This window comes from Paraprevotella clara YIT 11840 (assembly GCF_000233955.1).
In the GTDB taxonomy this organism is placed as follows: domain Bacteria; phylum Bacteroidota; class Bacteroidia; order Bacteroidales; family Bacteroidaceae; genus Paraprevotella; species Paraprevotella clara.
Genome location: NZ_JH376625.1, coordinates 1 through 22,804, shown reverse-complemented (window position 1 = coordinate 22,804; position 22,804 = coordinate 1). Strand labels below are relative to the sequence as shown.

Genomic DNA, 22,804 nt, shown 5'->3' with positions numbered 1-22,804 from the left:
TTCACATATTTATATCACCCGAATATTATTAAAAGCATCATTATCAGCCCAATCCAAGGATTACTTGAACTGCTCGTAAATATTGATTTTTCTGAGCATCCTCCTTGAAGCATGCATCGCGGAAGAGTACACGCAAGGGACTTTTGTCGGCCATTGCAGCTACTACCTTATCGGTAATGCCTGGAGAGAAACAGGCCACAAGGTCACCTTCGTTGACGGTATAAATAGTGCAGCCATCCACGGTTTCTGCCTGCAAGGGCAAATCCAAATGTTTTAATATGTCAGCCATACATTTTGTTTCTTAACTGTTTTCCAATGTTTTAAATTCCTCATCCAGATTCGCTATCTCACGCTTCAATGCACGGACTTCGTTGTTGAGTTCCATCTGTTTGGCAAACAGCCTTTCATTCCGTACACGCTTCTGCAAGGCTTCCGCAGCCCGTCGTTTACGGGTGATGCCTGCCGTTTTCAAAATTACTTAATTATTTTCATACTCCACAATCTTTAGGCCTATTTCGAGAATTATTTGCGCTTTTCGTCCAATAATAGAAGTTTACCGGTTGATTCATAGTTTACTTTTCCGTTATAAAGTCTCTTATGGGTAACCTCCCCTAACATATGAAAAATCGAAAAAGATAGTTTCCTGCTTTTCATATATTATAAACGCTATAAAAATTCACGTTCTTTTTATTACACTCTTATGTTCACGTAATAGCTATTTGCCAAAAGGAATACCATACCAATTTTGAAACTTCTTTCCATAAAACCTTATAAACAATAAATCATTGTCCAACCGTTCTTCTATAGGATAAACCGAAGTAGAACTTTTCTGAAAAAATCCATATTTTAATAATTGATATCTTTTTTTATTTCCTAACAAGCGTTGTGGCGTGGAGAGGCTAGGAAATTCCTCTATGGCTTTTCTCAAATAAAAACGGGCTTCTTTTGTATTCCCACACCAATAAGCTATATAACCAATACGCGCCATTTCATTGGCATCTATATCCATAGGTCTCAATGCGGATAATTTCTTTCGCAACGATTGGAAATAAATCAAATCATGCTCTTTTATGTTTTCAATAAATTCCGTCCTTAAAATAGTAGGAGTATACAAAATCGCCTTAATAAGGAAATTCATCGCCTCATCCTTTCTATTTTCTTCGTATAAAATTTCTCCCAAAGCAAAAGAATAGAGAGAATTATAAGGATATTTTTTCGACAATTCTTTTAATCCATATATATTTTTTTGACATCCATTTCCATAAGCGTTTAACAAATATTCTATATGTATATCCTCAGGTTGGCATTGATGAGCCTTCCACCATGCAGCCTGAGCCTTTTTTACATATTCTTCATTTTTATCTACTTTATAGCATTGCATGTAAATCCATCCACGCAAGATTAAATAAGGAAGTTGTTGACTCGTTTGTTCTATATATCTAACAGCCTCCCCTACATTAGCTTTCTCTATAGCGATAAATGCTTTTGAACATAAACCCATATTTCTTTTAAGTAGAAAAGAATGCATACACCAACATATATACATAATTATCGCCAAAGAAGGCAATACAAACTTTTCTTTATCCACCGCTACAACCCGAGAAACGTCATTTCTTTGCAGGTATGCAAGTTGTAAATAAAACACAAGCCAAACAAATTGAATATTAAAAAAATCAGCCTGCGTCATTTCTTTAATAAACACAGCACAAAATACACAAAAAACAGCTCGCGTATCTCGTATATCACGATTCTTCCATAAATATTGGGCAATAATGAAAAAGAAACACATATACAAACAGAATCCTATAATGCCTTTTTCAATCAATAACTTTATTGGTAAGTTCGGAGCAAAACTCGTATACATCTGCCTACTATCTTGATTTATAGCTTTATCTAACACAAAAGTATAACTTCCATTTCCATAACCAAATAATTGATTACTTCCAGCACAAAATGTATCCAATGCAACCTGAGTTGAACGAATTCGCACCATTGAACTTTTTTGCTGAGAAGTAGTTGAATTCATTTTTAAGGTCGTCAAACAATCTTTTGGATAAAACAAAAATACAAAAATCAATGACGCTACAGCTATTATCAACATTCTTATTTTTTCTTTCCAAGAAGGAATAAAAAACAACCATAAAATTAGAAAGCCCCCCAAGGCCAAATAAGCACCTCTTGAAAAACAAAGAAAAATAGATAAAAACAATAAAAAGAACAATACTGATGTATATTTCCTTATTAGACAAATCCACCCTAATAGAATAATCAATATTGTCCCCCACTGATTGACGTAGTAATTTAATGGCCGGTAAAGAAATCTAAAATGATAAAGCCCTTCAAATCCTGCATCCTTTATTGATTTTTGAAACAAAAAGAATAAACTTATCCCTAAACACACACCTATTATGACAAAAACAGAACTAGTTATCAAAAGTATTTTTTCAGCTTTTGCATCTGCGAATAGTTGCCTTGCAATGAGATAGAATATAAAAAATGAAACAGAGGAAAACGCGACCTGTATAGAGGGATTCGTACAATTACTATAACAACAAGACACAATATCATACACAGAAATGACTCCTAAGCAAATATCAATACCTGACCACCTCTTAATAGACAATGGACCTATTGCAAGCAATGCTATTATCGACAATAGCTCACCAAGATAATAATTATCATCAACCCTGAATAATTTAGCAGCAATTATAAGCCCCATAAACAAGGCGATAATATTATATGTTGGAAATAAAAGATTCTTTTTAGTGCCTAACATTTCTTTTTATTAATAATACAGACCTTGACAAGAAATATATAATTAATATTAAAAATATCAACTGTACGCCTAAATTATGAACTAACGCAAAAGGAGGTGTCAAGCCACTTGACAAATAAATATTTAATTTTTCTATTTGAGTTGGAAAACCTTGTATAAAACGAAATAAAAATCTTGGAATTACATAGAAAAGATAGAATCCCATGAACAAATTGACCAATAAAGAATAAATGAAGAACCCCCATTTTTCTTTTTTTCTCATTTCCAATAAATAAGGTGATTTTGTTTTGCTTTTCTTTCGTATACAATTATAAATATAAACAAGCAATTCCTTTGAACGATCACGCAAATTGGGTATACCTAATAAATCTGACATTATCCAATAACCATCAAACTTAAAAAAGGGATTAAGAGTCATCAAGAATCCAAAATTCATAATCAAAATCAAATAACGCAGTATATCACTAGAACTAATAAAAAAGCCAATTATTAATCCTAACAGGAAAAACGACTGGAAATAGATTCCTGCAAGATTTACAACTATACGCTGTTTGCGTTTTAGTTTCCATATCTCTGTCACATCCGTGTATAATACGGGAATATTCAAATATAAACCGAAGCCTATATCCCCATGCCTTAGCCCAAAATACTTGCAAGCGGAAGCATGTCCCAATTCATGAAAAAAAGAAGAAGAAAAAACAAATAAAAAAATGCCTATAAAGTGATATAAATTTATAGTATTATCAAAGTACATTAAATTATTTGCTTGAAAAAAAAAGCAAACGTCAGCAATTAAAACTGAAGCTAAAATTAAATAGATATATTTTTTCTCAAACAAAAAACTGAATAGACAGGAAAATTTATCTATAGAATCAGCAGACAAAAATTTCCTTTCATACAAAAATGATTTATTAGCTTTTACATTAGTACCCTCCAATAAAGGATTAATAACGCGTTTTACAACTTCTTCTATATATCTATATGTATATAGTCCTTTTGTTTGTTCTACAAAAGCAGATATTCCCTCCTTTTCATTTTCATATTTTTGAAGGGAATGAAGAAGCTCCACAGTTAACTTATTAGCCCTGTAATATTTTCTGTTACAACATAACAAAAAAGTTTCCTCTTTAGCTGACGTTTCTAATTTACTAATCGTTATACTCCTATATTTCATATATTAATCCACTTTTAATATCGCGCTATTTATTTTTGTTTTTACATCCTTTGCATCATGCGATGTTTTATTCAGGAAGTCAAAAGTATAAGCCACCTTAATATAACCAGACATTTGTTCCTTTTTAGGTGTCATAGAGTTATGATAACCAAATGCTACATCTTGAAATGAAGCTACATAACGTCTATTAAAATAGAAAGGATTACTAATAGAACCTTCAACAAGCCAGTTCTTCTTACTCCAGTTTACAAACATCCCATAATTAGCAGGAATATGCACTTTAGCCAAATCATAACCTAGCACAGAATTTTCAGTTTTACCAAATAAGCTAATCAAGAAATCCCCACAATAATAATTAATTTGCATACCACCATTCCAACTATTCAACCGTTTATTCACACCTCTGCTAAATTGGGATAAAGAATTATTTCCATCTAATTTTAAATGAAGCCTCTCTATTGGCTTCCATGTGAATGAAAGCATCCCTGTTACTTGTTGCCAATCAACATCGGAACGAAAACTCTGAATCAACTTGTCATGCTCTACAAAATAGTCATAAGTATACATATTTTTAAATAATTGATACATTCCTACTACTTGTAAGCTCACTTTTTTCCAATTAATGGCATATATCCCCATAAAATGGTAAGCTGTGGTAGTTTTTAAATTTGGATTTCCCTTCCTCATTTGTAAAAAATCAACTTCTTGACTGGTGCTACTTAACATATTTATATTAGGAAATGAATTACCCACATTTATCCTAAATTGCAGGATGTCTCTGTGCGACGGCTGATATCCTAAAGTAAAATGCAATCGAGGTGAAATCTTACAAATACGTTTTTCACCGTGCAACTTATATTGTAGCATCGAAACTCCTGGAGCAATACGAAAAAATGTTTTCCCTTTTATGCGTTGACTATATTCGGAGAATAATAATGTCTCACCAGTCCACAAATGTTGCCATAAATCTGTTTCACTACTATATGTTGATAAGCTTATGTTATGATGATGATAGAATTTAATATTTAATGAGTTCTGTTTTTTTAGATTAATACCATACTTAAGTTCCATATTTAATCCATACATATTTTCGTTTGCAACCTTCACTAATGATGTACTATTTTCCATATAATCGTATTGATAATGATTATCTGCATAACTCGCATCAAACGAAGCTTCAATATATTGAGTAGAATCAACATTAAAATTCCCATATAAACACAATGAAGGCATCATATTTTTTTGTTTACTTTGCTTACGCGATTCTGTTTTAAGTCCCCCATCATATTCTAAAACATTTATATTGTATTGCTTTGGTTGATTATTATGAACGAAAGAGAACTTGGCTAGCAACGTACGCCGCTTATTCCTATTCATAATATTCAACTGTTCATATTGGGTATGATTTTTTACTTCCGAATGAATACCATTATTATTACGTTTTATTTCATACGCGGAAAATTTAAAGATTTCATCGTTTTGGGCTTTACTTCCGGCATAATCTTCCATACCATAGCCTGCAAATAAGGTAAAACTGGTATTATTAGAAACCAATTTGGTTGCCACATCATATTCACCACTCATATAACCAACCGTTTGTTTAGCATCCAATGCCAGATATCCACCCAATTCAGATGTTTTAGTTACATAATTGATAGAAGTATTATCACCGCTAAACCTTCCTGACGGGCTATCATAATATTCTATTTTTTCTATATCACGGGGACGTAAATGCTTTATCTCACGAGCATCAGCTTTCCTTCCATCTATATACAAAGTTGTACTACCATTTAAGGCAGAAACGTTCCCGGTCGAGCGATCAACATTAACTCCAGGTATCATCAAATTATAAAGTAAATCATACCCTGTATATGAATGCTTTATTTGTTGTTTGCTTGGTATAACCAATAAATAGTCTTTTTTACGGATAAATGAAGAAGCCTGTACTTTTACTTCGTCTAAAAACAAGTTATCTTCTTGCAAGTAAATTGTCGGAAGCTGTGTATATGGCTCAATTATTTCAAAAGTCCTATAACAAGTTTTGTAACCGATATGACTGTATGCTACAATATAGTGCTTAGCAGGAACGTCATTAAAAGAAAAGTAACCAAGTGTATCCGTTGACACAGATGCTATGGATACAGAATCATTATTTAACAATTTCACAGAAATACAAGCTCCCTCAAGGCTGTTTTCCAGTTTAGCACACCCTGTTATCTTACATTGTGAAAAAGCCCCCACACTAAAAGATATAAGCACGAAGCATAAATAAAATAACTTATAGTTTATCATAGATTTGATTTCACTGAATACTTATCAACTCCATTTTCCATTTACTAGCAAAAAATGGCCTCGACAATATTTTAATCGAGACCATTTTCTTTAATTACGACAAGAATTCACCACATGTAAAACACATCGTACACGTGAAACACTCTCCCCCTTCCGTAAATTCTACGGAAGCATCCAATGGATTTCCCATAAGCATGGGGTCCGTCTCTAAACGACTTTCTAATTCTTCTACAGAAAAATCCGTCCACAAACCCTCATTTAACGATTGCATTTCATCATTTACTTTCATACTTTCTAATTTTTAAATCCAACTTTTATTTAGAATCCCTTTAAATCAGAATATACTTTTCTTGCAACGCTTCTCAATCTAATTGGAAAATCATCGCATTTTTCCCCTTTCTTATCAGCCATTCTATTTTTTGCATAACATCCTCTACCACAAAGGAGTATATATTTGCATTTTTTACATTCTTCATCAAGCCCAATCTCTTGATTAAACCATTTATCTTTATTTTCCTTATTCCATCTTAATTCATTATAATACGTTCCAATCACATCATCTGTAGTCCCTATTGCCTCCAAGCAAGAGTAAATATTACCAAAAGGATCAAATATATACGAACCGAAACGAGCATTACAATGAGATGGAGACAAATTAAGGACCTTACTATTTTTAATTGCATTATAGAAATTAGAATACAACTGTTGCTCGAAAGTTATACCCGTGCTGTATTTTTTCAACTTTTCCAAAAAATATCTTTGCGTTATACACTTTCTTTTACTTACTTGGTAGCTTCTTGGATTAAAATTTAAATCTCCTGAAATATAAGCAGCATATACAGAAAACCTTTCAAAGTCATACAATTTATTTTCTTTAAAATAAGAATCTAACTTGTCTAACTCATCTATATTATCCTCATCAATATTAATTCTAACCCTTACAAACACACCTTTTGATAAAAAATATTTAATATTTCGGATTATTTTATTGAAAGTCCCACCATAAATAGAATGCATCCTCCGACTATCATGCACACTTTGGCATCCATCTATCGTAATCTGCACTCCTTGTATTAATTTATTCCCTAACAGATTTTCATAAACAGGCAAATCATATCCATTGGTTGTTGCTGTAAAGACATAGCCTCTTTCCTTTCCTTGGTCAACTATATACTTTACCAAATCTATATTTTCTTCGAGTAAAGGCTCGCCTCCAAAAAGCGAAATCACATTATTACGTAGATATTTATTAGGTTCAATTATAGGTATGGTATCAAAAAAATTAGTCGATAATTTTTTTGATATAGTTTTTCCTACATTTTTATATTTACCCCCCATCAATTCTTTTTCAAAACAATAGGGACAATTAAAATTACAATTATAAGTAACGACTAATGTGAAATTTTTCTTCAGCAAGAGCTTATTTCTCTTAGAGAGGATTTTACAAAACCTTTCCACATACATTTGTTCCTCTTCTTTGTCTTTCGTTGTCAAATAGCCCCTTTTTAATAATCTATCTATCGCATTTGAGGACAATGAACCCTCAAGAGGATTTTTTCTTATTTGCTCTAAAACATCACGACCAATAACATCCAATGCCCCTGTATAACCATGAATCAACATAAACTTACCTTTATTAGATTCAAGTTCTACAGGAATGGTATAATCAGATAATCTTAAGCCATTCATTTTTAATAAAATTCAAATCCAACCACAAATATACGAAAACATATTAAAAAAGTAAAATAACAAATAGTATTTTTTAGCTAAAGCATCTAAAATTATTTTTTCATGTTATATATGATAACAAATCCACTCATTGTAGTAATCAAGGTTCAAAATATTGCATAGAATTTTTTATCTAAAAAGAGATTTCCACATTTATAAAATATACTCTTAATATATTTCATTATATTTGTACTCAAAATATTTTAGAACGAACATGAAGAAGATATTTTTCATTTTTATTCTTTCGGGAATCATCATAGGTTGTAATGACCGCCGTGACATACTTTTAGAAGAAGCCTTAATATTGGCCAAGGAAAACCGCAAGGAATTATTAAAGGTCATAAGGCATTACCAAAACGATTCTTTGAAGCTCGAAGCAGCCAAGTTTCTTATACGTAATATGCCTGGTCATTATTCATATGCAGACACAACCGAAGTATCCCAATATTATGATGCTGTAGACTCTTTACTAAAATCAATGGAAGACTACGACATGGAAACAATACAAGATTCATTAGTGAGCCTAAACAAACACTTCCAACAGTTGGATACAAGAACAGTACAAGACATTGAAATTATCTCAGCTCATTTTTTAGTCCAAAATATAGATAGTGCATTCGTGCAATGGAAGAAATGGCCTTGGGCACAGCATCTAAGTTTTGATCAATTTTGTGAATACATATTACCCTATAAAACCGAAGAATTACAACCATTTGATAATTGGCGTACTTATTTACGCAACTTTCATCCCGACCACATGAATGAATTAGCATATTGTGATCAATATAAAAATTCAGCTTTACGTGCAGGCATCACCTTGAATAGTAACCTATGGTATTATATGCATCCTGAAGTTATTAACTTTACAGACTCTATTCGCACTGTTTACCGTCTTGCTACACGTTTACACCTTCCATTCGGGACTTGCCGTGATTTTTCATTCATCGCATCTTCTATTTTTCGGAGTCAAGGCATTCCCATCGGAATTGATTTCACACCACAATGGGCTTTCCGTAATCTTGGACATACATGGAACGTCCTACTCTCCAATGATGGAAAAAATATTCCATTTGGAGGTGTAACATCTAACCCCGGCCAACCACATAAATTAGATGAACGCATGCCCAAAGTTTTTCGATTAACTTATGCTATAAATCCAGAATTACATCGGTTAATAAAATCAGGAGAGTATGTACCTGACCTATTCCGTTATCCATTCATCAAAGATGTAACGGAAGAATATATGGACTGTAGAGATATAAACTTAAAAGTCGATAAAAACTTGAATGGACGTCATGCATATCTTGCAGTTTTCAATAACAAGGAATGGGTTCCCGTTGACGTTTCTCGAATAGAAAAAGGCGAGCTCATTTTTCACAAGGTGGGTATGAATACAGTATACCTTCCTATTTCTTATAATAAGGACGGAAAAGCGAATGCATTATGCCCTCCATTCCTATTTACATATAGCGGGAAAATAGAAAAAATTATTGCCAATACAACAAAAAGGGAAACTTTTATTTTAAAACGCAAATATCCTGTACTTCAACATGTACAAGAAATTATTATGCGTGCAGATAGTGGAGAGTTCCAAGCTTCAAATGATATTAATTTCAAAAATGCCAAATTACTATATAGAATTACCGACTGTTCTGCAATAGGACATGAAATAATTTTGCCAGATACCTTACAAAAATTCCAGTACTGGCGTTATTATCAACCCAAAGAAGGAACTTATTGTAACATAGCTGATATTCGCTTCTATGAGCGTAATACTCACAAACAAATACAAGGAAAGGTTATTGGTACAGATGGACACTGGGAAGGTAACCCCGATGGTACTAAAGAAAAAGTATTTGACAATGACCTATTAACTTTCTTTGATGCCCCTCTATCATCTGGAGCATGGGTAGGTATGGATTTTGGCAAACCTATCGGCATAGAACGCATTTTATTCACTGGACGAGGTGACGGAAATACGATTGACATAGGTGATACATACGAATTATTCTATTGGAATAATGGAAAATGGTGTTCATTAGGTAAACAAAAAGCCCAAAATATCCGATTAGTATATAAGGATGTTCCGACTTCTGGTTTATATTATCTAAAAAATTTAACAAAAGGAAAAGACGAGCGGATATTTACATATAAAAATGGGAAACAAATTTGGTGGTAATCACGGATTACGATATAACAAAACTATTAATCAATGAAATCTCACATTATAAACATATTCCCTATACCATGTAGAAACTTCCATACAATATATGCCAAATGATCTTCCATTCTGCTGCAAACGATTTTTCAATCTACTGAAAACGGTTTATATACATGACGACATCAGTTTCCAAAACTTTGCCGGGCTGAACACTGGATAAAAAGGAGGTGTGAACGTTTTCCGGAGGGTGTTCTCCGTTCCCACTCCTCCTACAAACTGTTTTTCTCCCGAAAAGGTTCGCTTCCTTCAGACCTCTTCTGTACCAACGTTTTAAGGTGAACTTTCTGACTTTACATCCTTCACCGAAATTTCACTGGGAAACGACACACAGCATACAGATTCCGATTTACAAATGTAAACCACCTGGTAATCAACGAGGTTATGGTGAAGGACTTGACAAAGGCTTTTTCATGTCGTATATTTGCAAATAAGAAAACACCGAAAAAAACAAAGCCTATGGACTTCAAGAAAATCGCGCATGCCGCCGTCTGCCGATGGAATGAAAAACGACATACAGACAAAACAGCGGATACCCGTCGTGCCACCTTATCGGAAGCTGAAAACTCCACGGTCTTGCAGGGTAATGACTTTCCGGAAGCAATGGAGGCTATCCTCCGGTTGCCGGAAGCCGTACCCGCTGTCCGTGAGGTAGCATCCCTAAAAGCCGCCGGCCTCGAGTCAGCCCTCGGCGGTTTCCTCGCCAAACGATACGAGTTCCGCTTCAACGTGCTCACAGAAGCCACGGAATTCCGTAGCAAATCAGATAAAGAAAACGGGACATTCCGGCCCGCCACGGAACGAGACCTGAATGCCATCTGTCTCGAAGCACACCGCCACGGCATCGACTGCTGGGACCGGGACGTGGCACGCATGGTGCACTCCGCAGACGTAAGGGAATACCATCCCTTCCGGCAGTATTTCCAACGGCTCCCGGCATGGGACGGGCGCGACCGACTGCACAACTTGGCTGCCCGTGTGTCGGACAGTCCCTTGTGGATACAGGCCTTCCACCGGTGGATGCTCGGACTGGCCGCGCAATGGGCCGGACTATCCGACAGGCTGCACGCACACAGCACCGCGCCCTTGCTCGTCAGCGACGAACAAGGACTCGGAAAGTCCACCTTCTGCCGCACCCTGCTTCCACCAGAGTTGCAGGCCTACTACACCGACAGCGTGGACCTCGCGCGTCCCGACAAGGTGGAAAGGCAACTCACAGAGATGGGGCTGCTGAACCTGGACGAGTTCGACCGCATACCCGAGAAGAAACACCCGCTCCTGAAAAACCTCATGCAGCTCTCCGCCCTCAACCTGCGCAAGGCGTACCGGCGGCACAGCCAAGCCCTGCCGCGCATCGCCTCCTTCATCGGCACGTCCAACTCGCGCGAACTGCTTTCCGACCCTTCGGGAAGCCGCCGCTTCATCTGCGTGCTCGTGGAGCATCCCATCGACTGCACAGGTATCGACCACGCACAAATCTACTCCCAACTGAAAGCGGAACTGGAAAACGGGGAACGGTATTGGTTCAGCCACGGGGAAGAGAACGCCCTGAGGCTGCACAACGCGGCTTTCTACCGTATCTGCCCGGCCGAGGAAGTGTTGCGCCGCTACTATCGTGCGGCTCAACCGGGGGAGAAGGTACGCCTGCTCTCTCTGCCCGAGATATTCGCACGGTTGCGGCGGTTGGAACCCGGAGCGATGGCAGGCGTGACGCTGCCAAAACTGGCCCAGGCCCTCGTGGCCGCAGGGGCGCAAAAGGTGCACACACATTACGGCAACCGATACCACGTGGTGGAACGATAAAAAAATGGAAGATGCTCCACAAGTGACATCTTCCATTTCCATTCCTACGAACCGGCAAACCGGTTTATTTCAACGCCGACAAGGCTGCGTCATAATCCGGCTCTTCCGTTATTTCCGGAACCAACTGGGCATATATCACCTTTCCGTTCTCGTCCACAATGATTACGGCCCGGGCCGTCAATCCGGCCAAGGGGCCGTCCACCATCATCAGCCCGTAATTCCCGGCAAAGTCCTTGCTGCGGAACAAAGATACGGGCTTCACGTTCTCAATGCCTTCAGTCGTACAAAAGCGTCCTTGTGCAAAAGGTAAATCCATGGATACGGCCAATACCTGCACATTCTCCAAATGGGCCGCTTTCACATTGAACTTGCGCACCGATGTGGCGCATACGGAAGTGTCCAGACTTGGAAAAATATTCAATATCACACGCTTGCCTTTAAGACTGCCCAAAGACAAATCACTCAAATCACCGGCCACAGCCGTAAAGTCGGGAGCCATCTCTCCTTTTTGGGGCATCATCCCGTTTGTATGTACTGCTGTTCCTTTAAATGTCACGGTTTCAAACTGTTTCATAGTTCTCTTTTATTGTTTAGTATCCCGACGTGCAATAGGCACTTATCGGATAGCTCCAAGGCTATGCTACAAATATACGCAAAAGATTCTCATTAAAACATTTCAGTCAGTTAATTATCCCTTTTTCAGGATTCTTTAACTGACTGAAACTATTTCATACTGATTACTGCATCTTCCATTCCTCTCCGCATCGGACCATCGGCAAAGCGATTTCTTCACGCGTGCTGTCTCCGAACAGCACTTCCAGAAAAACGCTGGCGACATCTCCAGATACCGTATCTCCTAATGCCCGGACGGAAACCAACCCTCCCCTACGTTCTTTCTCACGGGCGGCATACTGGGCCACAAGATCAACCATCTGGCTGCGATAGGACTCCGTCATGCTGTCGCTATAGGCAATAGAATGAATGTAATCTTCGTACTTACCCTCTATCAAATAATTATAATAGGTCTCGGCTGCCCGGCTTACCTCGCTTTTATCGCTTTTGCCACACGAAACCCATAGGGAAAGTCCTAAAAAGGCCACCCATAGGGGAATGATTTTCCTCATTACTTCTGCCGTATAAAGATATTAATAGGAGTACCGCTGAAATCCCAACGTTCGCGTATCTTGTTTTCCAGGAAACGACGGTAGGGCTCTTTCACATATTGCGGCAAATTGGCATAGAACACAAAAGAGGGAATTTGCGTATCCGGCAGTTGCATGCAATACTTAATCTTAATGTATTTACCTTTGATGGAAGGGGGCGGATAGGCCTCAATCAAAGGCAACATCTCTTCATTCAGTTTAGCTGTAGCGACGCGTTTCTTCCGGTTCTGATAAACCTCCTTGGCTGTCTCAAGCACCTTAAAAATGCGTTGTTTCGTCAAGGCGGAAGCGAATATAATCGGAAAATCATCGAATGGAGCCATGCGATGGCGGATGGCATATTCATATTCGTTCATGACCACCGTCGTCTTGTTCTCTACCAAGTCCCATTTATTGACCACCACAACCAAACTTTTGTTGTTCCGTTGTATCAATTGGAATATGTTCAAGTCCTGGGCTTCTATGCCACGCTCCGCATCCAGCATCAGAATGCAGACATCGGAGTTCTCAATGGCCCGGATGGAACGCATGACGGAATAATATTCCAAATCTTCCGTCACCTTGTTTTTACGGCGGATACCGGCCGTATCTACCAAATAGAAATCAAACCCGAACTTGGTATAACGGGTGTAAATGGAATCCCGGGTGGTTCCGGCGATATCGGTCACGATATTACGTTCTTCTCCGATAAACGCGTTGATTAGGCTGGACTTGCCTGCATTCGGTCGCCCGACAACGGCAAAACGAGGGATATTCTCATCAGTTTCGTCATCGGTAGTTTTAGGGAATTTTGAGACTATCAGGTCCAACAATTCCCCCGTACCGCTTCCGGTTGCCGCCGAAATGCAATAAGGGTCGCCCAACCCCAAAGCGTAAAACTCTGCAGCACTGTATATCCATTCATTCGTATCGGCCTTGTTGGCTACAAGGATAACCGGCTTTTTGGTACGCCGCAAGATATTGGCCACGGCTTCGTCCAAATCCGTCAAACCGTTCCGGACATCCACCAAAAACAATATGACATCCGCTTCTTCCGTCGCCAACGTCACTTGCTTGCGGATTTCTTCCTCAAATATATCATCCGAGTTTACCACCCAACCGCCGGTGTCTATCACGGAGAACTCACGTCCTGTCCACTCCGACTTCCCATACTGGCGGTCGCGCGTCGTCCCGGCTTCATCACTGACAATCGCATGACGTGTCTGAGTCAAACGATTAAAAAGAGTAGACTTACCCACATTCGGGCGTCCGACTATTGCCACTATATTTCCCATAAATTATCGAATTTCGGCTTCACAGCCTGATTATTAATCTAAATTATACCCAAAGCTTTTCAAAGCCCGTTCCGAACTTCTCCAATCCTTATCCACCTTCACAAAGGTCTCCAGATAAATGCTTTTACCGAAGAATTTCTCCAAAGACTTCCGGGCTTCTGTGGAAACTTTCTTTAATGCCACTCCCCGATGGCCGATGATGATGCCTTTCTGAGAGTCGCGCTCCACATAGATAACGACATTGATATGAATGGATTTTGCCTCTTCCTTGAACTGTTCCACTACGACTTCCACAGAATACGGAATCTCTTTATCGTAATATAATAAAATCTTTTCACGGATAATTTCAGTTACGAAGAAACGGGCCGGTTTATCGGTCCACTGGTCCTTGCCGAAATATGGAGGGGAATCCGGCAAAAGTTCTTTAATGCGATTCAACACCGTATCTATGTTGAACTTGCACAAAGCTGAAATAGGTATGATTTCGGCCTTGGGCAGAACGGCATGCCAAGCTTCCACCTTCGAAGTCAGTTCCTGCTGGTTGCTCACATCGATTTTATTGATAAGCAACAACACGGGAACATCCATCTTGGACACTTTTTCCAAGAAGTCGCCATTCTTATCGGGTGTCTCCACCATATCCGTCACGTACAACAGCACATCGGCGTCTTGCAAAGCTGATTCCGAGAAATTCAACATAGACTCTTGCAACTTGTAATTAGGCTTCAAGACCCCGGGGGTGTCGGAAAAACAAATCTGCATGTCTTCCGTATTCAAAATCCCCATGATACGGTGGCGCGTGGTCTGCGCCTTAAAGGTCGCAATGGATATACGTTCCCCGACCAGGAGATTCATCAGCGTGGACTTTCCGACATTCGGATTTCCTACAATATTCACAAAACCAGCTTTATGTGCCATAATTGCTCTGTTTTTTTCTTTGAATAAAAAAACGCATCTATAAACGGATGCGTTCTTTTTTATGATGTCTTTTTGAAGGATTCTCTATTTATCCCTTATTTACTTACCTGCTCCGTCGTAGCCCCATTTCATATAAGCGGCTCCCCATGTGAATCCGGCGCCGAAAGCGGTAAAAATCAGATTGTCTCCCTTCTTCAACTGTTGTTCGTAGTCCCACAAGGCCAAGGGCAAAGTGGCTGCACTTGTATTGCCGTAACGTTGGATGTTGAGCATCACTTTTTCCATCGGCAACTCCAAACGGTGTGCTACTGCCTCGATAATGCGTACATTAGCCTGATGAGGAATGACCCAAGCGATATTATCCTTGGTCAATCCGTTACGTTCGGCCACCAAAGCTGAAGCGTCGCTCATATTGGTCACGGCAAACTTAAACACCGTACGTCCTTCCTGATGGAGATAATGCAAGCGGTGGTCTATGGTAAAATACGAAGGAGGGCAAGCGGAACCGCCCGCTTTCATGCACAAGAACGGCAACCCTTTGCCATCCGTACGCAAATAGGCATCCTTCCAACCCAAGTCTTCCGTAGTAGGCTCAACCAATACGGCAGCGGCTCCATCTCCAAAAATCGGACAAGTCGCACGGTCTGTATAATCGACCATTGAAGACATTTTGTCAGCACCGATAACAATAATCTTCTTATAACGCCCGCTCTCAATCAAAGCGGAAGCCGTATCCATAGCGAAAAGGAATCCGCTGCAGGCTGCCTGCAAGTCGTATGCAAAAGCATTCGTCAACCCCAACTTGCCAATGACAATAGAAGCCACAGAGGGGAAATGATAATCCGGAGTAGAAGTAGAAACAATCACGCAATCAATGTCTTCAGGATTTACTCCCGTTTTCTGCAATAACTGTTTCGCTGCCTTACGGGCCATATAGCTCGTACCCAAACCTTCTTCATTTAAAATACGCCTTTCCTTTACGCCGATACGAGTCATAATCCACTCATCGTTTGTATCAACCATTCGCGACAACTCGTCGTTGTTCAAGACATATTCCGGAACGTAACCGCCAATACCGGTGATTACCGCATTTATTTTTTCCATTCTTTATTCTGCTTTCTAAAAAAAGTAGCCGGAGAACAATAGTGCTCTCTGGCTATATCTCCCTCACTAATGATTAAACAGCAGCTTCTTTCACGATAGCCACCTTACCTCTGTAATAGCCACAAGTGGGGCAAACAGTGTGATAAATGTGGAATGCGCCGCAATTCGGGCAAACTGCCAACGTAGGCGCTACGGCCTTATCATGAGTTCTTCTCTTACGGGTTCTCGTTTTTGACTGTCTTCTTTTAGGATGTGCCATTTTCTTAAGTATTTAATTATTATCCAATATTTTTTTCAATTTATTCCAACGCGGATCTACCGGTTTGCCACTTTCTTCATCCGCGCTCTTCTCTTCCTCGGAACCATCTGGTTTCTCAGACGAAGTCACCAAATGTGCCGCCAATGCCTCCATCATTTCCACATTGCAATGTCCAGGTTCATGCACGTGTGTAAGCGGAACTTCCAGCACAATAAATTCGTAAATAATCCATGCGACATTCAATATGGCATCTTCGTATGGCAGTATCATCATATCCCCTTCGTCCGCATACTCATCCCCTAACTTTACGGTAAGCATACGTTCCGCCTCTATCTCCACGTCCATATCGTCAAGACACCGGTCGCACGGCACATGTACCGTTCCTTTAATATGAAAGGTAAAAACATAAGCTCCCCCGCTCTCTCTTATCTTCAGGTCTGCGTCTGCCTTACCGCTCTTCACTAAAGTCCCTTCCACAGCTTCAAAGAATGCATCATCCAATGCAAACTGATATTCAGCGACATCAGTCCGCATGTTCTTCAAATCAATCTTATAACTGTCAAGTACATCCATTTGGGCTGCAAATTTACAAAAAATAAGCGATGGCGCACAATAAAAAGCACAAAAAACGTTCTTTTTAATACTTTTTCAACTCCACCCTAAAGGTTGTCCCCACACCGATTTCCGAACGTTTCACAAAAATACGTCCTTTGTGATATTCTTCCACTATGCGTTTGGCTAAGGACAAGCCCAGCCCCCAACCTCTTTTCTTGGTTGTAAAACCGGGACTGAAGACCGTCTGGAAATGATTTTTCGAGATACCTTTACCGGTATCTGTGACTTCAACAACCACTTTCCCCGCGTCTTCAAAAGCTGTTACCGTGATACATCCTTGTCCTCCCATCGCATCTATCGCATTCTTACAAAGATTCTCTATCACCCACTCGAAAAGCGGAGCACACATATAAGCCTTCAACGGATATTCCGGCAACAGGCAACGGATAGACACTTTATTGGATGTACGGCGGGAGATATAATCTATCACGTGTTCAAGCACTGTGGCCAACAAATCCTCACGGGGTTCCGGCAAAGAGCCGATTTTAGAAAAACGTTCGGCTATCATCTCCAATCGTTTCACATCTTTGTCCATCTCCGGGATAAGCTCATCATGGGGATAAGTCTCTTTTAAAATCTCAACCCATGCCATCAACGAAGAAATCGGGGTACCTAACTGATGGGCTGTCTCTTTGGACAAACCCACCCAGACTTTATTCTGCTCTGCCTTTTTGGAACTCAACAAAGCGAAAATAGCCACTACGACAAAAATAAGAACTACACCCAATTGTATATAAGGATAGGAAGACAGCCGTTTCAACATAATGGAATCGTCATAACAGATTTCCATAAAATCACCATCAGCACCTTGAGAAGCACCTTCATTCAGATAAATACGAATCACCCGGCCTCCTTGCCGCATGTCTTCCGCCATTTGCTTTACCTCTCTCGTACTGTCGGCTGCATTACTTGCTTTCAATGACAAATTCCGATAGCTATGTATTTCTCCTGATTTATATTGCACGATGACCGGAATGGTATTATTTCCATTCAAAACTTTCAAAACCAAGGTGACATCGGTGTTTTCATCCGCATTGTTCAGCGTTCGCATGGCTTCTGCCCATACTTCCATGTTTTGGTGTTCACCCAAAGCCAAATCACGTACTAAATAGTTGGATATAATGAGAGACCCCACGGCTATCACGATGGCCATGACTACTAACAAAAACTTAACCTGCCTTATCCGGTCATACCACTGCATAACATTTAACTTCTTATACTCCTTTCCCAAAAACGGGCAATCCTCTTTTTTATTGCATCATTGACGCCATTCTATCATCGAAAAAGCGGATGCACCGCTACTCGACACATCCGCTCGTTTATCCCAAAAAATGTTCAAACCGGGGAGGCTACTTGATTAAGACACCTTTTCCGTTAATGATATAAAGTCCTTTCTTCAACGTTTTGAGAGTCTCTCGATCCGCAGCCTTCTTCACCAGCAGACCGCTTACGGTATAGACATCCACCCTCTGTCCTTTGGCAAGGACCGCATCAATACTCTGCCCCTCTACAACAGTAAAGTCATATCGCAGTTCCGGAGCATTGTCGAGGACATTGTTACCCCAGCTATCCGAAGCCTGTTGTATCTTCATAGCCGGTACGACCAAAGTATATGAACCTTTGGCGGTAACTTCTTCTGTCAGTTCTATCTTGATTTCATTGTATTCGTCTCCCATATCCAAAGTGGCACTTACCTTTTCCTGCGTATCTTTATTGATAAGGTAAGCTTCTTCTTGAGAGTCTACATTGGTCACGGCAAAGGTCTCTTTCTGGAATTGCAATACGAAACTCTTCAAAGAGGTTACCTCGCCTTCTGCCGGAGTAATACCCGTAGGCTGGTAGTTGGTAGTCTCAACCTTTTTACCCGTGACTCTATAAGTCAAGTTTACAGACACATTCCAATCTCCCTGAGCATTCAAAACTACCTTCTCCGGCACGACAAGCGTGTACATGCCTGCATCTACGACCTCTCTTTCCAGCGTAATCAGGATTTGGTTTTCCTGCCCTTCACCTTCTACGGCCGAAACAGTAGCAGAAATCTGTCCGGACAACCGACTCATCAAATACACAGCCGGAGCATCTTCTGACGTATTAATCGTAACGGGTTGGTCGAATGCCAACGTGAAAGTAGATACCGTTTCAACTTCATCCTCGGAAGCCGGTTCTACACCGATTACTTCAATGACAGGACCTGCCTGATGTTCTACGATTGTATATTCGTAACGCACTTCTTTATTCTGCGGACCGGAAAGAACAAAACCCTCCCAATCCTCTTTATTATCCGGACAGCTATACAAACCTTGCGGAATAACCAACTCATAAGTTCCAGAAGCTGTAATAGGTTCCCGCTTTTCAGTTGCAAACATCAGCATGATTGTGTTATAGCCTTCACCATAATCAACACCTGATACTTCAATCTTTTCCTTTGTCTCTTTGTTCAACAAATAGGGCATTTCACAATTCAATGTTTCTATATATCCCTCATCATCATACTGTGCATTAATCACTGCATATTGTCCGGAAGCTGTGATTTCGATATAACCGATTTCATCCAAGCCCTCACTTTCCGGAGCCGGAGCGAGAGCTTCCGGAACTTCTGTATGAATAGCCTTGCCTGTGTATTCCAAACGGAAGTTATCGGCCTTGAACCAATTTGAGGAAGCTACCTTGACTAATAATTCACCATTAACGACTTCCACACCGTCTACCGAAACATCCACGCCCGTAGCCTTGTCTATTGCAGCGACATTGGCCGTTTTCACACCGGCAGTCAAAGTTAGTGTCGTACCTGCATCAGCAGCAACCAACGCAGTCAGTTTATACACACCATCACGCAGGTCGGTTACCGTCTGCTGTACATGCATATTACTTGTTCCCCATGTATTGAACACGTAATCACCATGTGCATTGGTGATATTATAAGTTCCATTTGAATTTTCCTTCACGCCGGTATCCCCACCGCTGGCAGCGGTCCAAGGTGACAACTCTCCCGTTTCAAACGAAGGATTCTCAATCATGAAAGTATAGTCGAAAGTCTTGCCATTACCCGGGTAAGCCACCAACACGAAAGTCTTGGTAGCTTCTGCCAATTCTGTGCCGATAACCTGAATGGTTTCCAAAGTCACAGCTTCTTCCAAATCGGTATTCGCTTTGGTATATGCGGCGGTGTAGTTTGTTTTGTCTTCAGGATTATCCACAGTGGCATACATAGCAGACATCATGGCATCTTTGATTTGCTGACCAACTTTGGCATACGCCTCCGTGATTTCAGACAAAGAATTAGTCATAGCTATCACCTTGCTACAAGCATCAGTCAACGCGATGGCATCATCGTCTACGGTTCCGGTTGTCGCCATAAGCTCTTCTACTTTTGCTTTCATGGCCTTACCAATCTTCCTATCAGCCACTGCGACATCAAAGGCAGCCTGCAAAGCCGTACGTGCCTCTTCAAGAGAAACCCTCAATTTATCAATACCCAACAAGCCGATATACGACAACTTGATATTTGTTATTCCAATCCAATCAGCCTTCTCTATCATTTCCAAGCCAAAAGTCAACGAACCATCAGTAACTTCAATGTTTTCCAATACCGGATTGGTATAAAGACCACCGGCATCCTGCAAAGCCACTGTTTGACCGTTTGCTGTGAAATTCACAGTAGCACCGTCATTCTTGAATGCATAAGCAGAAAGCTTATAGATTCCTGTCGGCAAATTATTCTTAGTATATATCAATGTTCCGGTAAATGCCGCACCATTATTCCATGCTTCAATATAGCCTGGCTTAATCAAGCCTAATGCCTCATTATTTTTATTGGAAGCACCATTATACTGATAGTTCTTATTAAAACCGGTAAACTCATTCACCCAGCCGTTCGTACTGTTGCCAATACCCTCAATAAAGATTGTGTAATCAAAAAATTCGCCTTGATTAGGAACAGCATTCAAAATATATTCAATGTATGCATTTTCGCAAACTGTCTTTACTCCAGCAAAATCCTCAGGAGTAACAGCAGACTCCAGACCGGAAGTCTTCAAAGCCTCTTTGAATGCATCTGTAACACCAGCCCTTTTCTCTGTGGAGATAGATATTACGTTTTCGCAGAAAACCAAATATTCTTCGATTTCCTTGAGCTTAGGCAGCACTTCCTCCACTTCGGTTTTGGTAGTTCTCATCATGGATATGGCAGAATTCAACTCTTCATCAGAACCCACCATATTTTCTGTTTCAGTCAAGGTCGCATTCACCTTTTCCATCAAGCCTGCATTCAAGCCTTCAGTTTGCAAACTTTTCAAAGATTCACGAACTAACTTATACTCATCTAATATTGTCATCTCACGATACAGTTTCATCTCACCTATCAACATCCACGACTGTTGCAAATCGAAGGTACATTCAAAACCCACCGTTATAGTTTTATCTTCGGAAAGAGTAAACTCCAATGTGCTCTGATAAAGATTCTTATTATAGAACGCATCTGCTGCCTGAGGAAAATTATCGGGATAGGGATCCAAACCGGAAACACTACCCAAAGTAGGAATTACAGCACTTTCTTCTCCTGCAATCATTTTGCCAAGAGATTTTGACGGTTCCACATCGAACTTTAATCCCTGACGGAAAAAAGCATACCCCGTCATACGATACTTACCAGCCGGCAGAGTTATGTCCTGCTTGGCACTACCAACCGTACTTTCCAAAGCTCCCCAACCGGCATAAAAGCCATACACATTATACCCCTCTGAAGGCCCGTTATCGGTACAACCCACAAAAGTCCAGTCTGTCTGCTGGTCCCTGTCAATGCTCATAGCGGCATTCTTGATATAGTCGGACGTGATGTCTTTCCATTCACTCTGCGCCCAACCAACCACAGCGAATAAAACCGCTGTTAAACTTAGTAAAATCCTTTTCATTGTTTTAAGAATTAGGTTAACTAATAAAATTATTCACTCTCAATTCCTCTAAAAAGAGGAATAATGTGCAAATATAACAATAATAATAAAAGAATCAAAAAAGAATAGAAGAATTTCATTTTTTTAATTTAACGTGAGTTCGATATAATTCAAAACAAATCTCTAATTATACGACAGGAATGAAGAGGTCTTGAACTTCTATATCAACAGAGCGTCAAATGCAGCTCCGGAATCTTTCAATGCGAAAATTAAGCAGTTCAGGGCACAACTTAGAGGAGTGGTTGATATACCGTTTTTCTTGTATTGGCTAACAATAGCCCACATGGGTTTACGGCTGCTCCAGAAAAATACAAAGGAAGAGAAAAACAGAATCCCACTAATGAAGCAACGAAGCAACAAGCCCCCCAGACACATACAAACGAAAACTCCCCTATCTGGCTTGTAAGGAATTCATTTTTTAATCACTCCCTTACCAAGGGACAAACAACCTTGACGGATTACCGGCACAGCAAAAAGGAAACAAAAAAAGAGGATATCCCCGTCTTGACCGGAATATCCTCTCTTACCTGA

17 protein-coding genes and 1 pseudogene are annotated in these 22,804 nt (G+C 39.9%); 3 read left to right on the top strand and 15 right to left on the bottom strand.

Annotation, left to right across the window (positions count from 1 at the left end; all coding sequences use genetic code 11):
• Positions 1-43: 43 nt before the first annotated feature.
• The 6 genes from HMPREF9441_RS14095 to HMPREF9441_RS14070 all read right to left on the bottom strand — a co-directional run bounded on the left by HMPREF9441_RS14095 (position 44) and on the right by HMPREF9441_RS14070 (position 7,931).
• Positions 44-289, bottom strand: coding sequence for a hypothetical protein (locus HMPREF9441_RS14095; RefSeq protein WP_008622381.1), 246 nt, complete (start codon positions 287-289; stop codon positions 44-46).
• A 12-nt stretch (positions 290-301) separates the two neighbouring features.
• Complete coding sequence (locus HMPREF9441_RS18660) at positions 302-472, bottom strand: hypothetical protein (protein ID WP_008622380.1); 171 nt, start codon at positions 470-472, stop codon at positions 302-304.
• Between the two features lie 243 nt (positions 473-715).
• Positions 716-2,776 carry an O-antigen ligase family protein gene (locus HMPREF9441_RS14090; RefSeq protein ID WP_008622376.1) on the bottom strand — a complete coding sequence of 687 codons (2,061 nt, stop codon included), beginning with the start codon at positions 2,774-2,776 and terminating at the stop codon, positions 716-718.
• The gene (locus tag HMPREF9441_RS14085; RefSeq protein WP_008622375.1) at positions 2,763-3,950 is read right to left on the bottom strand and encodes a zinc metalloprotease; all 1,188 of its coding nucleotides are present in this window, start codon (positions 3,948-3,950) and stop codon (positions 2,763-2,765) included. The genes HMPREF9441_RS14090 and HMPREF9441_RS14085 overlap by 14 nt, the downstream gene beginning before the upstream one ends.
• A 3-nt stretch (positions 3,951-3,953) precedes the next feature.
• Positions 3,954-6,242, bottom strand: a complete 2,289-nt coding sequence (locus tag HMPREF9441_RS14080; protein WP_008622373.1) for a peptidase associated/transthyretin-like domain-containing protein — start codon at positions 6,240-6,242, stop codon at positions 3,954-3,956.
• Positions 6,243-6,560: 318 nt separating this feature from the next.
• Entirely contained in the window at positions 6,561-7,931 is a 1,371-nt protein-coding gene (locus HMPREF9441_RS14070; RefSeq protein WP_008622371.1) for a radical SAM/SPASM domain-containing protein, read from the bottom strand.
• Positions 7,932-8,184: 253 nt separating this feature from the next.
• Between HMPREF9441_RS14070 and HMPREF9441_RS14065 the strand changes: the two genes are divergently transcribed.
• Complete coding sequence (locus HMPREF9441_RS14065; RefSeq protein ID WP_008622370.1) at positions 8,185-10,149, top strand: discoidin domain-containing protein; 1,965 nt, start codon at positions 8,185-8,187, stop codon at positions 10,147-10,149.
• Positions 10,150-10,647: 498 nt separating this feature from the next.
• Positions 10,648-11,991 (top strand): VapE domain-containing protein, encoded by a 1,344-nt coding sequence (locus HMPREF9441_RS14060; RefSeq protein WP_244949784.1) that lies wholly within the window; start codon positions 10,648-10,650, stop codon positions 11,989-11,991.
• A 64-nt stretch (positions 11,992-12,055) separates the two neighbouring features.
• On the opposite strand, the gene tpx is transcribed toward HMPREF9441_RS14060, so the two are convergent.
• The 9 genes from tpx to HMPREF9441_RS14020 form a co-directional block, all read right to left on the bottom strand.
• Entirely contained in the window at positions 12,056-12,565 is a 510-nt protein-coding gene (gene tpx / locus HMPREF9441_RS14055; RefSeq protein WP_008622368.1) for a thiol peroxidase, read from the bottom strand.
• 163 nt (positions 12,566-12,728) lie between these two features.
• Positions 12,729-13,115, bottom strand: a complete 387-nt coding sequence (locus HMPREF9441_RS14050) for a nuclear transport factor 2 family protein (protein ID WP_008622363.1) — start codon at positions 13,113-13,115, stop codon at positions 12,729-12,731.
• On the bottom strand, positions 13,115-14,428 hold the full coding sequence (gene der, locus HMPREF9441_RS14045) for a ribosome biogenesis GTPase Der (protein ID WP_008622362.1): 1,314 nt from the start codon (positions 14,426-14,428) through the stop codon (positions 13,115-13,117). The genes HMPREF9441_RS14050 and der overlap by 1 nt, the downstream gene beginning before the upstream one ends.
• A gap of 33 nt (positions 14,429-14,461) precedes the next feature.
• Positions 14,462-15,346, bottom strand: coding sequence for a GTPase Era (gene era, locus HMPREF9441_RS14040; protein WP_008622361.1), 885 nt, complete (start codon positions 15,344-15,346; stop codon positions 14,462-14,464).
• A gap of 99 nt (positions 15,347-15,445) precedes the next feature.
• Positions 15,446-16,450 (bottom strand): beta-ketoacyl-ACP synthase III, encoded by a 1,005-nt coding sequence (locus HMPREF9441_RS14035; RefSeq protein ID WP_008622360.1) that lies wholly within the window; start codon positions 16,448-16,450, stop codon positions 15,446-15,448.
• A gap of 73 nt (positions 16,451-16,523) precedes the next feature.
• Positions 16,524-16,709 (bottom strand): 50S ribosomal protein L32, encoded by a 186-nt coding sequence (gene rpmF, locus HMPREF9441_RS18015; RefSeq protein WP_008622359.1) that lies wholly within the window; start codon positions 16,707-16,709, stop codon positions 16,524-16,526.
• Positions 16,710-16,721: 12 nt separating this feature from the next.
• Positions 16,722-17,282 carry a YceD family protein gene (locus HMPREF9441_RS14030; protein WP_008622352.1) on the bottom strand — a complete coding sequence of 187 codons (561 nt, stop codon included), beginning with the start codon at positions 17,280-17,282 and terminating at the stop codon, positions 16,722-16,724.
• 64 nt (positions 17,283-17,346) lie between these two features.
• Positions 17,347-18,525, bottom strand: a complete 1,179-nt coding sequence (locus tag HMPREF9441_RS14025) for a sensor histidine kinase (protein WP_172634978.1) — start codon at positions 18,523-18,525, stop codon at positions 17,347-17,349.
• Positions 18,526-18,673: 148 nt separating this feature from the next.
• Positions 18,674-22,234: a hypothetical protein gene (locus HMPREF9441_RS14020; protein WP_008622350.1), complete on the bottom strand. Its 3,561-nt coding sequence runs from the start codon at positions 22,232-22,234 to the stop codon at positions 18,674-18,676.
• A gap of 181 nt (positions 22,235-22,415) precedes the next feature.
• Here HMPREF9441_RS14020 and HMPREF9441_RS18410 point away from each other — a divergent pair.
• Positions 22,416-22,544, top strand: a pseudogene (locus HMPREF9441_RS18410) (transposase); the annotation flags it as partial.
• Positions 22,545-22,804: the final 260 nt, after the last annotated feature.